This window comes from Arthrobacter sp. ERGS1:01, from assembly GCF_001281315.1.
Classification (GTDB): domain Bacteria; phylum Actinomycetota; class Actinomycetes; order Actinomycetales; family Micrococcaceae; genus Specibacter.
In genome coordinates this window covers 3694235-3707977 of the sequence record NZ_CP012479.1, presented here as the reverse complement: position 1 = coordinate 3707977, position 13743 = coordinate 3694235, and the positions used below count along the sequence as shown (strand labels likewise).

Annotated in this window: 11 protein-coding genes and 1 riboswitch; of the genes, 10 read left to right on the top strand and 1 reads right to left on the bottom strand. The window is 68.2% G+C overall.

What is annotated here, in order from left to right; all coding sequences use genetic code 11:
• Window positions 1-137: 137 nt before the first annotated feature.
• From AL755_RS20720 to mnhG, 6 genes are read left to right on the top strand one after another with little or no spacing between them, the layout of a single operon-like run.
• Window positions 138-3119 carry a Na+/H+ antiporter subunit A gene (locus tag AL755_RS20720; protein ID WP_054012634.1) on the top strand — a complete coding sequence of 994 codons (2982 nt, stop codon included), beginning with the start codon at window positions 138-140 and terminating at the stop codon, window positions 3117-3119.
• Window positions 3116-3640 (top strand): Na(+)/H(+) antiporter subunit C, encoded by a 525-nt coding sequence (locus tag AL755_RS20715; RefSeq protein ID WP_082369469.1) that lies wholly within the window; start codon window positions 3116-3118, stop codon window positions 3638-3640. The genes AL755_RS20720 and AL755_RS20715 overlap by 4 nt, the downstream gene beginning before the upstream one ends.
• A complete protein-coding gene (locus tag AL755_RS20710) occupies window positions 3637-5262 on the top strand; it encodes a Na+/H+ antiporter subunit D (RefSeq protein WP_054012633.1) in 1626 nt (541 codons plus the stop codon). Before AL755_RS20715 ends, AL755_RS20710 begins: the two co-directional genes overlap by 4 nt.
• Window positions 5259-5891, top strand: coding sequence for a Na+/H+ antiporter subunit E (locus AL755_RS20705; protein ID WP_082369468.1), 633 nt, complete (start codon window positions 5259-5261; stop codon window positions 5889-5891). Before AL755_RS20710 ends, AL755_RS20705 begins: the two co-directional genes overlap by 4 nt.
• Before the next feature lie 5 nt (window positions 5892-5896).
• Complete coding sequence (locus tag AL755_RS20700; RefSeq protein WP_054013227.1) at window positions 5897-6163, top strand: monovalent cation/H+ antiporter complex subunit F; 267 nt, start codon at window positions 5897-5899, stop codon at window positions 6161-6163.
• The gene (gene mnhG, locus AL755_RS20695; RefSeq protein ID WP_054012632.1) at window positions 6160-6552 is read left to right on the top strand and encodes a monovalent cation/H(+) antiporter subunit G; all 393 of its coding nucleotides are present in this window, start codon (window positions 6160-6162) and stop codon (window positions 6550-6552) included. The genes AL755_RS20700 and mnhG overlap by 4 nt, the downstream gene beginning before the upstream one ends.
• Here the strand turns inward: mnhG and AL755_RS20690 are convergent.
• Window positions 6549-6809 carry a DUF4235 domain-containing protein gene (locus AL755_RS20690; protein ID WP_054012631.1) on the bottom strand — a complete coding sequence of 87 codons (261 nt, stop codon included), beginning with the start codon at window positions 6807-6809 and terminating at the stop codon, window positions 6549-6551. The two genes, mnhG and AL755_RS20690, sit on opposite strands and share 4 nt — an antisense overlap.
• Window positions 6810-7091: 282 nt before the next feature.
• Between AL755_RS20690 and AL755_RS22685 the strand changes: the two genes are divergently transcribed.
• The 4 genes from AL755_RS22685 (at window position 7092) to AL755_RS20670 (ending at window position 13595) form a co-directional block, all read left to right on the top strand.
• Window positions 7092-10280: a beta-N-acetylglucosaminidase domain-containing protein gene (locus tag AL755_RS22685; protein WP_107503900.1), complete on the top strand. Its 3189-nt coding sequence runs from the start codon at window positions 7092-7094 to the stop codon at window positions 10278-10280.
• Between the two features lie 150 nt (window positions 10281-10430).
• Window positions 10431-10548: riboswitch (TPP riboswitch) on the top strand.
• Between the two features lie 46 nt (window positions 10549-10594).
• Window positions 10595-11221, top strand: a complete 627-nt coding sequence (locus AL755_RS20680) for an ECF transporter S component (RefSeq protein ID WP_054012630.1) — start codon at window positions 10595-10597, stop codon at window positions 11219-11221.
• 2 nt (window positions 11222-11223) lie between these two features.
• Window positions 11224-12801 carry an ABC transporter ATP-binding protein gene (locus AL755_RS20675; RefSeq protein WP_082369467.1) on the top strand — a complete coding sequence of 526 codons (1578 nt, stop codon included), beginning with the start codon at window positions 11224-11226 and terminating at the stop codon, window positions 12799-12801.
• Window positions 12798-13595 carry an energy-coupling factor transporter transmembrane component T family protein gene (locus AL755_RS20670; protein ID WP_082369466.1) on the top strand — a complete coding sequence of 266 codons (798 nt, stop codon included), beginning with the start codon at window positions 12798-12800 and terminating at the stop codon, window positions 13593-13595. Before AL755_RS20675 ends, AL755_RS20670 begins: the two co-directional genes overlap by 4 nt.
• Window positions 13596-13743 lie beyond the last annotated feature (148 nt).

Here is a 13743-nt window from a genome sequence, read left to right as displayed (position 1 = left end):
ATTGCCGCCACATCGGGGGTGGTATGCGCCGTGCCGCTGATGGATTTTCGCGCCCTCTTGATAGGCTGGGGTGGTCGGAATCCGACGCCTTTCTCCTGCGCTTCAGACGTCCCAGCCCGAACAATGCGGAGCCCACTGTGCTGATTGTCCTCTGTGTACATTTCATCGTGGCCATTCTCGCGCCCCTTTTGTTTTCCAGGTTGGGCCGCGCCGCCTTCTATGTGCTGGCCGCCGTCCCCGCGGGAAGCTTCATCTGGCTGCTGGCCCAGTACGGTGCCGTATATTCCCCCACGGCCATAAGTCCCGTCATCGACATCCCCTGGATCCCGGTCCTGGATCTCAACCTCACCTTCCGCATGGACCAGCTCTCGTGGCTGATGTCCCTGCTGGTGCTCGGCGTCGGCGCCCTGGTCCTGGCCTACTGTGCCCGCTATTTCAAGACGGCCGACGCCGGCCTGGGCGGCTTTGGCGCCCAGCTGCTGGCTTTCGCCGGGGTCATGTTTGGCCTGGTCACGGCCGACAACCTGATCCTCTTGTTCGTGTTCTGGGAACTGACCACGGTGCTCTCCTACCTGTTGATCGGTTACGCCCGCACCCGCATCGCGGCCCGCCGCGCCGCGCTGCAGGCGCTCATGGTGACCACCTTTGGCGGCCTGGCCATGCTGGTGGGCCTGATCATGGTGGGCGAAAGCGCCGGCACGTACAGCATCTCCGGCGTACTGGCCAAGGCCCCCGCGCTGGTGGCTGCCACAGGCACTCCCGGGATGGTCCTGGACATCGGCATCGCCCTGATCCTGGTGGGCGCCGTGACCAAGTCGGCGCTGCTGCCGTTCCACTTCTGGCTTCCCGGCGCCATGGCCGCCCCCACCCCCGTCAGTGCCTATCTGCATGCGGCGGCCATGGTGAAGGCCGGAATCTACCTCGTGGCCCGGCTGGCGCCCGGCTTCTCCGGCACCGAATACTGGCAGGTGCTGATCACCGTCCTGGGCCTGGCCACCATGCTGGTGGGCGGCTGGCGGGCCCTGCGCCAACACGACCTCAAGCTCATCCTCGCCTACGGCACCGTGAGCCAGCTCGGCTTCCTGATGCTGATCGTGGGGCTGGGCAGCAAGGAAGCCGCCCTGGCCGGCATGGCCATGGTGCTGGCGCACGGCCTGTTCAAGGCGGCCCTGTTCCTGGTGGTCGGCATCATCGACCACCAAAGCGGCACCCGCGACATCCGCAAACTCTCCGGCGTGTTCCGCAGCGCCCCCGCACTGGGCGTGGTAGCCCTGATCGGCGCCGCCTCCATGGCCGGCCTGCCCCCGCTGGCCGGCTTCGTGGCCAAAGAATCCGTGTTCGCCGCCTTTGCCGCGAACGCGAGCTACGGGCCCGCAGGCCACCTGATCGGCGTCGTGGTGCTGGCCGGTTTGGTGCTGGGCTCGATCCTGACCTTTGCCTACAGCGCCCGGTTCATGTGGGGCGGATTCGCGCGGAAGCCCGAGCTGTCCGCGACCCCGTTCAAGTCCGTGGGCTGGCTGTTCCTGGGCGCCCCGGCCCTGCTGAGCGTGCTGACGCTGGCCTACGGGCTCTTCCCCAAGCCGGTCGAAGGCTGGATTGCCCCCTACAGCGCACTGTTCCCGGCCTATGACCCGCACGCCCTGCACCTTTCGCTGTGGCACGGCTTCACGCTGCCGCTTGCGCTCAGCGCCGTGGTGGTGGTGTGCGGGCTGGCCCTGTTCCTGGCCCGCCGCCGTTTCGAGGCGTTCCAGGGGAAGCTGCCGGCCGTCGTCGACCTGGAACGTGGGTACCGGCAGTCGATCGTGGTGCTGGACCTGGTGTCGATCTGGGTCACGGGCCGCACGCAGCGCGGTTCGCTGTTCTTCTACCTCGTGGTCATCCTGGGCACCGCGATCGCCTCCATTGGCGCCGTGCTGATCCTCACGGAACAGCACTGGAGCGACAAAACATACTTCCTGGACCCCGGCTCGCCGTTCCAGCTGGTGGCCGCCGTGGTCATCCTGGTGGGCGCCGTGGCCGCGGCCCGGGCCAACAAGCGCTTCATGGCGGTCCTCATGGTCTCCGTGACCGGCTACGGAGTGGCGCTGATCTTCGCGCTGCAGGGCGCACCCGACCTTGCCCTGACGCAGATGCTCGTGGAGACCATCATCCTGGTGGCATTCGTGCTCGCCATGCGGTCGCTGCCGCCGGGCCTGCAGGAACGGCGTGCCGGCAGCCACAAGGTGCTGCGCATGATCCTGGGCCTCGGCTTCGGCGCCGTCATGGTGGTGGTGGGGATCGTGGCCATGGGCTCGCGGATCGCCGTCCCCGTCAGCCTGGAACTGCCCCAGCTCGCCTACGACGGCGGTGGCGGACTCAACGTGGTCAACGTGACCCTCGTGGACATCCGCGCCTGGGACACGTTTGGGGAAATCTCCGTCCTGGCCATCGCCGCGACCGGCGTGGCCAGCCTGATCTTCGTGCGCGGGCGGGGCCAGCGCCTGGCCCGGGCCGAAACCGTGGCCACCGGCAGCATCGGCAGGATCGGCGAGGAGGGAATGTCGCCCAGCCCCGTCGTCGAACTGGCCAAACGGTTCGCCGACGCCCCGGGCAACCCGTGGCTCGTGGCCGGGCGGACGCTGGCCCCGGAACGGCGCTCCATCATCATCGAGGTGGTGGCCCGGCTCGTGTTCCACAGCATCATCGTGCTGTCCATCTACCTGCTGCTGGCCGGGCACAACGGCACGGGCGGCGGCTTTGCCGGCGGCCTCGTGGCCGGGCTGGCCCTGACCATCCGGTACCTGGCCGGCGGCCGTTTCGAACTGGCCGAGGCCACACGGATCTCCGCCGGAACGCTGCTGGGTCTTGGCCTCGCCGCGGCCGCGCTGACCGGAATCGCGCCCCTGTTCTTTGGCGGTGAAATCTTCCAAAGCGCCATCCTCACGTTCGACCTACCCGTGTTTGGGCACGTCAAGTTCGTGACCTCGACCCTGTTCGACATTGGCGTCTACCTGGTGGTGGTGGGCCTGGTGGTCGACGTGCTGCGCAGCCTTGGCTCCGAAATCGACCAGCACGAGGAAGACGGCATCGGCGCCATCACCATGATTGAAGACGACGAACCCCTGGAGGTGGGACGGTGAGCATCAACCTCACACTGCTCCTGGTGATGGGCGTGCTCTACGCCATCGGCATCTACCTGCTGCTGGAACGCAGCCTGACCCGGGTGCTCCTTGGCCTGATGCTGCTGGCCAACGCCACCAACATGCTGCTGCTCGCGACGGGCGGATACTCCGGGCTGGCGCCGATCTTCAACAAGAACATTCCGGCAACGGAATATAACGATCCGCTGCCGCAGGCCTTCATCCTCACCTCGATCGTGATCTCTTTCGCCGTCACGGCGTTCATGCTCAGCCTGATCTACCGCTCGTGGCTGCTGAGCAGGGCCGACCACATCCAGGATGACCGTGAGGACCGCAGGGTGGCCAACCAGGCGCTCTTCGACGCCGAGGAGGATTCGGAGATCGCGGTGGAAATCTCCGATTTCCACGAAAACAACCAGCCCGCCGCGAGCCGGGAAATGATCCCCGGGATCACGTTCAAGAAACCCGCCGCAGACCGCAATCAGGCAGACCGCCCCGCCACCGGAAAGGACACCGCATGAGCATCGCATCCCTTGCCCCGCTCGCCGTCGCCCTTCCCTTCCTGGGCGCCGCGCTCGCGTTCGTGCTCATCCGCCACCCCCGCGCCCAGCGCCGGGTCAGCCTGGGCACGCTGACCATCACGCTGGCCCTGGAGGTGTGGGTGCTGGCCGTGGTGTGGAACGCCGGGCCCATAGCCGTCCACCTGGGCGGCTGGGCGCCGCCGTTCGGCATCGTCATGGTGGCCGACCAGTTCTCCTCGCTGCTGTTGGTGATCTCCTCCGCCGTGAGCCTGGCCGTGCTGGCCTACGCCTCCGGCCAGGGCGCGGCCGACGGCGAAAGCGGCCCGGTCTCCGTCTTCCATCCCACCTACCTGATCCTGGTGGCCGGCGTATCCAACGCCTTCCTGGCCGGGGACCTGTTCAACCTCTATGTGGGCTTTGAGATCCTGCTGACCGCCAGCTACGTGCTCATGACCCTGGGCGGCACGGGCTCGCGCATCCGCGCCGGCATCACCTACGTGGTGGTCAGCGTAGTGTCCTCGCTGCTGTTCCTGATCGCGATCGCCATGGTCTACGGAGCCACCGGAACCGTCACACTGGCCGACCTGGCCATCAAGCTGGGTCAGCTGGATCCGGGCACCCAACACCTGCTGCACGTGCTGCTGCTCGTGGCGTTCGGCATCAAGGCGGCCGTGTTCCCGCTGTCCTTCTGGCTTCCCGACTCCTACCCCACGGCCCCCGCGCCCGTGACGGCGGTGTTTGCCGGGCTCCTCACCAAGGTGGGCGTCTACGCGATCATCCGCACCGAGACGCTGCTGTTCCCCACCGATCATTTCAACGCCGTGTTGATGTGGGCGGCCCTCTTGACCATGCTGGTGGGCATCCTGGGCGCCGTGGCCCAGACGGACATCAAGCGAATGCTGTCCTTCACGCTCGTCAGCCATATCGGCTACATGATCTTCGGCGTGGCGCTGTCCTCGGTGATCGGGCTGGCCGCCACGGTCTTCTACGTCATCCACCACATCACGGTCCAGACCAGCCTGTTCATGGTTACGGGCCTGATCGAACGGCGCGGCGGCACCTCCGCGATCGGGCGCCTGGGCGGGCTGGCGAAACTCTCGCCGATCCTGGCCGTGCTGTACTTCATCCCGGCCATGAACCTTGCCGGCATTCCGCCGTTCTCCGGATTCCTGGGCAAACTGGGGCTGCTGCAGGCCGGCGTCGCCAACGGCACCCCGCTGGCCTACCTGCTGGTGGTGGGCGGCGTCGTGGCCAGCCTGCTGACGCTGCTGGTCATGGCGCGCGTCTGGAACAAGGTGTTTTGGCGCAGCACGGCCGACGCCGAGGACCCGGACCCCGTGCTGCTGGCCACCGCGCCGGACTCCACGGGCGGGGAAAGCATGCGCGCCCTGCGCACCAGCAAGCACGTCGACGCCACGGAAGGGCGGTTCTCCGGTGAGAATGAGGTCCCGATCCTGCCGCGCATGATGGTGTACTCCACGATGGGCCTGGTGGCCCTGGGTGTCGCCATGAGTGTCTTCGCCGGGCCGCTGTTCGACTTGAGCCAACATGCCGCCGAAAGCATGGTGGCCCGCACGCCCTACATCGAAGCCGTCCTGGGCAGCGGGGCGGGTGCCCCGTGAGTGCACGCACCAGCCCCGCAACCCGCTCGGGCCGATGGCAAAAGCTCCCGCTGATCATCTGGCTGATCTTTATCTGGGGCGCCCTGTGGCAGGACTTCAGCCTCGGCAACCTCGTGTTTGGCGCCCTCATCGCCGTGGGTGTATCCGCGGCGTTCTACCTTCCGCCGGTGGAACTGAGCGGCCGGTTCAACGTTCCCCGGGCCGTGGTGTTCGCGCTGTGGTTCCTGAAGGAGGTCACGGTGGCCAGCGTCCAGGTGTTCTACCTGGCGGCCGTCCGCGGCCCCCGGATCCGCAACGCCGTGATCGCTGTGCCGCTGCGCACCACCTCGGACTTGATGATGACGGCCGTGGGCCACGTGTTGTCGCTGATCCCGGGGTCGCTCGTGGTGGAGGTGGACCGCGGCACCTCAACGCTGTACGTGCACGCATTGAACGTGAAGAACGCCGAGGACTCGGCAAAGGTGCGGGCCGGCATCCAGGACATCGAAGCCAGGCTGATCCGCATCATGGGCACCCGGGACGAACTGGCGGCGCTGCGGACGGAATCCTCCGCACCCGGCGTCAGGCCCGGCAACGGCACTGGTCCCATCAACGGCACTAGCGGCCCCAACGGCAAGGAGGCGTCATGACAGGCATGCAGATCGTGGTGGTGATTGTCGCCGTCGTGCTGTCCCTGGCGGCGGCCGGCACCATTTACCGGATTGCGGCCGGGCCGTCCTTGTTGGACCGGGTCATCGCCGCCGACGTCCTGCTGGCGATCTTTGGCGCGGCGCTGGCCACCGAGATGGCCCTGAACCGGCACACCGACAACCTGGCCCTGTTGGTGGTGTTGAGCGTGATCGGTTTCATTGGCTCGGTCACGGTGGCACGGTTCGTGGCGCATCGGAAGGAGGAGGCATGAGCGTGGACGGCATCCTCGATGTCCTCAGCGGCGTCGCCCTGGTGCTGGGCTCGCTCATGAGCCTGGCCGCGGCGATCGGCCTGCTCCGGTTCCCGGACCTCATGAGCCGGATGCACGCCGCCACCAAGCCGCAGGTGCTGGGCTTGTTCCTGATGCTCACGGCCGTTGGCCTTCAGTTGCGGCTGTGGTCGCTGCTGCCCGTACTGCTCGTGGCCTGGCTGTTCCAGCTGCTCACGGTGCCCGTCTCGGCGCACATGGTGGGCCGTGCCGGCTACCGCACCAAGCACCGCCGCCCCGAACTGCTCAGCGTCGACGAGCTCAACGACGTGGTGGCCGCGGCGGTCGACCCGCCGCACGGGACGCCTTCGCACGGGACGCGGGGCAGCTAGACCTCTTCGGGGTGCTGGTTGAAGCGGGCGATCGCCTTTTGCGTGGTGCGCCCGGCCAGGACCTGGATGACGGCGGCCACGGCCGAGGAGACCAGGGCAAACGTCAGCGCCGAGCGCAGGCTGTTCTCAAGGTCGGTACCGTCCTTGGGGGGCTTGTTTCCGGTACTTTTTTCCCACGCGGTGTCCACGATCTTGCTGGCCACGAACCCGGCGCCGAGACTGACGCCCATGCCGAGCAACTTGAACACAATATTCACTGTTTTCTCCCCTTGCTTCGCGGCCGGATCCGGCCCTGCGTTTCCTGCTGCCAGCCTATCCGCTTGCGTGGCTTCGGCAACCGGGCTGATGGGTGTTTTCGGAGGTGGCTGCGCGCCGACCGCCGCCTCCGGCCAGCCGCAATTGAAGGTTTCTGAGTGGAACGTAATCATTTGACGCACTAACTGCCGCGTAACTAGGGTGGCAGCAACTGTCCCGCGATTTTGTGATCCATAACACGAGCTGTGCGGGCGCTTGCATTTCAACTGAGGGGAACCAGCAGCATGAGGCGTGTCATCAAGAATGCGGCCACCGGGGCCTTGGCCCTGGCGATCGTTGCGGGGGGCGGGATGATGGCATTGTCGCCGCAGTCCCTTCCGGCGGCGGAGGCCGCCCCGGCCGTTCCACAGATCCTGCCCGCACCACAGGAGATCAGCACCGACGGCGTGCCCGTCCCGCTGACCGGGACCGTCAAGGTCGCGGCCGGTGCCGGCACCGACGCCTCGGCCAAGGCCCTGCTGGCCCAGGTCATCGCGAAGGCGGGCGGCACGGCCAGCTTCGTTGACGCGGCCAACCCGGCGGGCGCCACCGTTTTCCTGGGCACGACGGCGGACAACGCCGCCCTGCCCGCCGCCCTGACCGCCGTCGGCGCCGGCAATGCCGACGCACTGGCCGCCAACGGCTACGTCATTGCCACCGGAACCGTTTCCGGCAAGCCTTCACTGGTGCTGGACGGCAAGGACGCCACTGGCACCTACTACGCCGTGCAGAGCCTGAGCCAGACCGTGAAGTCCGGCGTCGTGCCCGCCATGAAGGTCAAGGACTGGCCGCTCATGTCGATTCGCGGCGCCATCGAGGGCTTCTACGGCATCCCGTGGTCGCACCAGGCCCGGCTGGACCAGCTGGCCTTCTATGGCAAGCACAAGATGAACACCTACATCTACACGCCCAAGGACGATCCCTACCTGCGCTCCCAGTGGCGGGACCTGTACCCGCCCGCCGAACTGGCCAAGCTGAAGGAACTCGTGGACGCGGCCAACGCCAACCACGTGAACTTCACGTTCGCACTGTCCCCGGGCAACGACGTCTGCTATTCCAGCGACGACGACTATGCCAAGACCACGGCCAAGTTCGACCAGCTGCGCTCCATTGGCGTGAGCAGCTTCTACGTTGCCCTGGACGACATCCCGCTCAACCTCCGGTGCCAGTCGGACATTGACAAGTTCAAGGCGGCGGGCTTCCTGAAGCTGGCCGACGCACAGGCGTTCTACCTCAACCGGATCGTCAACGGCTATATCAAGCCGAACAACCTCCAGCCGCTGCAGACCGTGCCCACCAACTACAACGGCTCCGGCGCCGACCCCTATAAGGGCGAGTTCGGCCTCATGGTGGACAAGTCGGTGCTGATCCAGTGGACCGGCGAAGGCGTCTTCTCCGACCAGATTACCGAGGACTCCGTCACGAAGGCCTCCGTCAGCTACAACACCAGCCACCTGTACATCTGGGACAACCTGCCGGTCAACGACGGCCAGCGCGGGCGCCTGTTCCTGAACCCGGTGGAGGGCCGCGACCCCAACCTGTACAAGCACATCGACGGCATCACCTCCAACCCGATGATCGAGGCCTACGCCTCCATGATCGATCTTGCCGGCTTTGCCGACTACTCCTGGAACGGCCCCGCCTATAACGCGGCCACGACGCAGAGCTCCATCATCAGCGAACTTGCGGGCCCCGACGCCGCCGTGCGCAACGCTCTTGAGGTGTTCGTCGACCTGAACCAGAGCTGGAAGCCGTACCGCCCCACCTCCCAGACGGCACCGGCCCTCAGCGCCGACATCGCCGCCTTCTGGACCGCGTACGACGCCGGCAACACGGCCGGAATGAAGCCGCTGACCGACCGGCTGGCCGTCATCAAGGCGCTCCCGGCAACGCTGTCCGCCATGTCCATGAAGGGTTTCTACGACGACGCCAAGCCGTGGATCGACGCCGCCGCACACTGGGCCGACGCCATGGACAAGCAGATCACCATGCTCACGGGCATCAAGGCCGGCCACGGCTCCGTCGCCACGGACGCCGTCCTGGCCGCCGGCGACGCCAAGGCACAGGCGCTGGCCGCCACCGTTCCCGACCTTGACGGAAACGGCGGCATTGCCCAGAACGTCATCGTCCCGTCCGTGGGCGACGGCGTCTTCCAGACGTTCATTGACGCCGCCCAGGCACGCTACAACACCTGGTTGAACGTCACGGCAGCGCCCGCCGCCGGCAAGTACGCGGCCACGGCCAGCTCCTCGCTGGGCACCTACTCGAACAATACGGCCAACAAGATGACCGACGGCGACCCCGCCAGCCTCTGGTGGTCAAGCGCCCCGCCGGCCGTGGGCTCCTCCGTCACGGTGGACCTGGGCTCCGTGAAGACGGTGGGCAAGGTCCTGATCCAGCAGTCGGATTCGGACACCACCACCGGCGACATGATCTACCACGCCCGCGTGGAGTACTCGGAGGACGGCACCGCCTGGACTGCCGCCGGCACCTTCGACACCAAGCCGCGCATCGAGCAAAGCTTCGCCACCCCCGTACAGGCCCGCTACGTGCGCATGGTGGCCGCGGCCGTCAACTCCGGCGGCCAGTGGGTCAAGGTCCGCGAGTTCCAGGTGTTCCCGGTCATCACCGACCTGAGCAGCGACCTCGCGGGCGCCAACGGCACCGGCCCGGCCAGCGCCTTCGACGCCGACATCTCCACCGCATTCGAGGCGGCCACGGCACCCGTTGCCGATTCAAACCTGACCCGTACGCTGCCGAGCGCCCAGGCCATCAAGTCGATCGTCGTGGTGGGCCACGCCGCCGGCGAACTCCAGGTCCAGACCGGCGACGGCTGGACCACCCTGGGCACGCTGGACCCCTCGCTCAGCTTCCAGGAGGCGGCACTGACCCAGGACTCAATCACGGGTGCGCGGATCCTGTTTTCCGCAGCTGCGGCCCCGGCACTGGCCCGGGCTGCCGTTGAGAAGCCCGTGATCTACGAGCTGGGCCTGCGCACCACCGGCGTGGTGGGCAGTGATCGGCTGATTGGCGCCGCACCGGAACCGACCGAGACGGCGACGCCGACGACCGACCCGACCACGGGTCCCACGGCGACGCCGACGACCGACCCGACGACGGATCCCTCCGAGACGGCGACGCCGACCACTGACCCGACTGGCTTGGCCACGGCAACGACGGATCCGAGCAAGACGGCAACGGCGACGATGGATCCGAGCGGGTCCGCCGCCCCGACGGCCTCGGCTAGCTCAACGACGTCGGCCGCTGCCTCCTCCATGGCGCCGGCAAGCGCCGCGGCAACCACGACGGCACCTGCCGCCGGTGGAAACCTGGCCAGCACCGGCTTCAGCCTGGGTGCGGCCGGCGGCATCGCCCTGCTGCTGATGCTGGGCGGCCTGCTGCTGGTCCGGCGCCGCTCGGCACGCCAGCACTAGGCGCGCCGGTACTGGCAAAAACGGCCCGGCGCTGACCGCGTCCGGGGCGTACCCAACGGGAGTCCACCTGTCATGGTGGGCTCCCGTTGGGCGTTTGTGACCACGCCCATTCACCCCGCAGGGGGCTTCGCTGTAGACTGAAGCCGCAATTCAACACGACAGGGGAGCGTCTACCCGCCTTGGGTACCGGCGCTGAGAGTGCGGTTCGCCGCAGACCCTCGAACCTGCTCCGGCTAGTACCGGCGAAGGGAGTCGAGTTCTCTTCGGCTGCGCGGAAATACCGCCGCGGCCGCCCCTCCTGCAAAGGAGGACACATGAGCAAGTCATTCGCGGGCGCGCCCGCAAACCCCAAAGCAACACCCACCAGCACCTGGCGCGTGGTGGACATCGTGGTGGCGTCGGTACTGGCCGTCGCCGTCGGCGTCATCTTCTGGCTGTGGTCCGCCGGCTACGGCGTCATCGCCGCCGTCACGGTCGCCTTCCCGCCCCTCGGCGGGCTGTACGGCGGCGGCTGGCTCATTGCCGGCGTCATCGGCGGCCTGGTGATCCGCAAACCCGGCGCAGCCCTGTATTGCGAACTGGTCGCGGCCGTCGTCGAAAGCCTGCTGGGCACCCACTTCGGCTTCACCGTACTGCTGTCCGGGCTGGTCCAGGGCATCGGGGCGGAAGCAGCGTTCGCGCTGTTCCGCTACCGCAAGTTCTCGCTGCCGGTGGCCCTGTTCGCCGGCGCACTGGCCGGCGTGGCCATGGGCCTGAACGACTCCCTCGTCTACAACGTGGAGTGGGCGTTCGGCTGGAAGGCCGTCTACGTGGTGCTGGCCGCCATCTCCGGCGCCGTCATCGCCGGGCTACTGTCCTGGCTGGCCGTCCGCGGACTGTCCCGCACCGGAGCCCTGGCCAACCTGCCCTCCCGCGGCGCCGCCACCGAACCGGTGATGTAAGCGTGCCAGCCGCGAACCATCGCGGGGCAGTTCCGGCACGGATCACGGCCAGGGGGTGGGGCTGGCAGCACTCCGGCCGCGCCAACAAGGCCATCCACGACCTTGACCTGGACATCGCCCCGGGCGAACGCGTGCTCCTGCTGGGCCCCTCGGGCGCCGGGAAGTCAACGCTTCTGCACGCCCTGGCCGGGGTGCTGGGTGCCGACGAGGAGGCCGACGAGTTCGGCAGCCTGCTCATCGACGGCCGGCCCGTGCCCGAGTCACGGGGCCGTGCCGGGCTCATGCAGCAGGACCCCGACGCCCAGGTGGTGCTTTCCCGCGTGGGCGACGACGTCGCCTTCGGCGCCGAAAACCTCGCCGTGCCGCGGGAGGAAATTTGGCGCCGCGTGCCGGCCGCGCTGGACGCCGTGGGGCTGAAACTGCCCTTCGACCACCCCAGTTCGGCCCTGTCCGGCGGACAAAAGCAGCGCCTGGGCCTGGCCGGCATGCTGGCCATGGAGCCCGGACTGCTGCTGCTCGATGAACCCACGGCCAACCTTGACCCGGCCGGTGTGGTGGAGGTCCGCGACGCGGTCCGCCGCAGCCTCGATGCGACGGGGGCAACCCTGGTCGTCGTGGAGCACCGGGTCGCCGTCTGGCTGGACGTGGTGGACAGGATCGTGGTCCTGGCCCCGGCCGCCGCGGGAGAACCGGGCGGCGTGCTGCTGGACGGCCCGCCCGAAACCGTCCTGGCCCAGGCCGCGGGCATGCTGGCCGCGGCCGGCGTGTGGGTGCCCGGCCACGTGCCGGCCACGCGCCCCCGTGCGCCCCAACAGAAGTCCGACGCCGGTCCGCAGCTCCTGCTGGAGGCCTCGGACCTCGCCGTCTCACGGCTCAAAAGCCGGCGGCGGCACCCCGCCGCGCCCGCCGCAATCGTCCCGTCGGTGCGGATTTCGGCCGGCCGGGCGCTGAGCGTGACGGGCCCCAACGGTGCCGGCAAGTCCACGCTGGCCCTGACCCTGGCGGGTTTGCTGCCCGCCGCGGGCGGCCACCTGGCGGCAACGGAACTGCTGGCGCGCGGCGCCGGTGGCTCGCCGCTGAAGTGGCGGGGCCGGGAGCTGATTGAGCGGATCGGCACCGTATTCCAGGAGCCTGAACACCAATTTGTCACCGGCAGCGTGCGCGACGAACTGCTGTTCTCGCCGAGGCTGCTGGGCCGTGGCGGCGACGGGGTGGATGATCTGCTGGCCCGGCTGCGGTTGGAACACGTGGCCGACGCAAATCCATTCACGCTCTCCGGCGGGGAAAAACGCCGGCTCTCCGTGGCCACCGTGCTGGCCGCAAGCCCGCAGGTGCTGGTCCTGGACGAACCTACCTTTGGCCAGGACGCCAACACCTGGGCCGAGCTCGCGTCGCTGCTGACCGAGCTGCTCGACGCCGGCACGGCCGTGGTCTCCGTGACCCACGACGAGCTCTTCACCCGCGTCTTGGGCGGCGATCGGCTGGTGCTCGGCGACGCCGCCGACGGGGCGGATCCCTCCGAGCTCCTGGTTGAGGGCCCCGTTGCGGGGACCCGGCACGCCAAGGCGGTGCAGCGATGAGCGTCGACGTCATGGCCGCCCCACGGTCCACCGCCTGGCTTGCCGGGGCAAACCCGCTCGCCAAACTGGGTGCCGGGATTGCCGTGACAGTCGTGCTGCTCGTCAGCGTCGACTGGGTCTCGGCCACCGTGGCGCTGGTGCTTGAATGCCTGCTGCTGCCGCTGGCAGGACTGGGCGTGCGGACGCTCCTGCGCCGCGGCTGGCCCATCTTGTTCGCGGCGATCGTTGGCGGTTACGGGACGGCGCTGCTGGCTCCGAAGACGGGCGAAATGCTGCTGGCCCTGGGTCCGGTGACATTTACCAGCGGTTCCGTGGCGGCGGGTATTGCGATCACCCTGCGAGGCCTGGCGATTGCGCTGCCCGGCATCATGGTGCTGGCCAGCACGGACCCCACCGACCTGGCCGACGCATTGGCGCAAAAGCTGCGCCTTCCACATCGCTTCGTGCTCGGGGCGCTGGCCGCCATGCGCCTGGTGGGGTTGCTCGTGGCCGAATGGCAGACCCTGGGCATGGCCCGGCGCGCCCGCGGCGTGGGTGGCGAGCCGGGTTTCCTCAGCGGCCTAAAGGCCTCGCTGGGCCAGTCCATGGCACTGCTGGTCCAGGCCATCCGCCGGGCTTCCCGGCTGGCCGTCACCATGGAGGCCAAGGGCTTTGGCGCCGGTCCGCGTACCTGGGCCCGGGAATCGACGTTCGCGCCCCGGGACCTTGCCGTCGTGGCCGGGGGAGTGGTGATCGCCGCGGCTGCGGTGGGTGCCGCCGTCGCACTGGGCAGTTGGAACCCCGTGCTGGGCTGACCTCCTGCTGAAGGGACACCTCACCCCCAAAGACGTTGAGAGCCCAGATAATCCCCAGGATTATCTGGGCTCTCAACGTCTTTGGGCGGATTATCTGGGCCCTCAACAGCGGGGGATGGGTCTCCCCAGCGGCCGATTCCACCGTGTG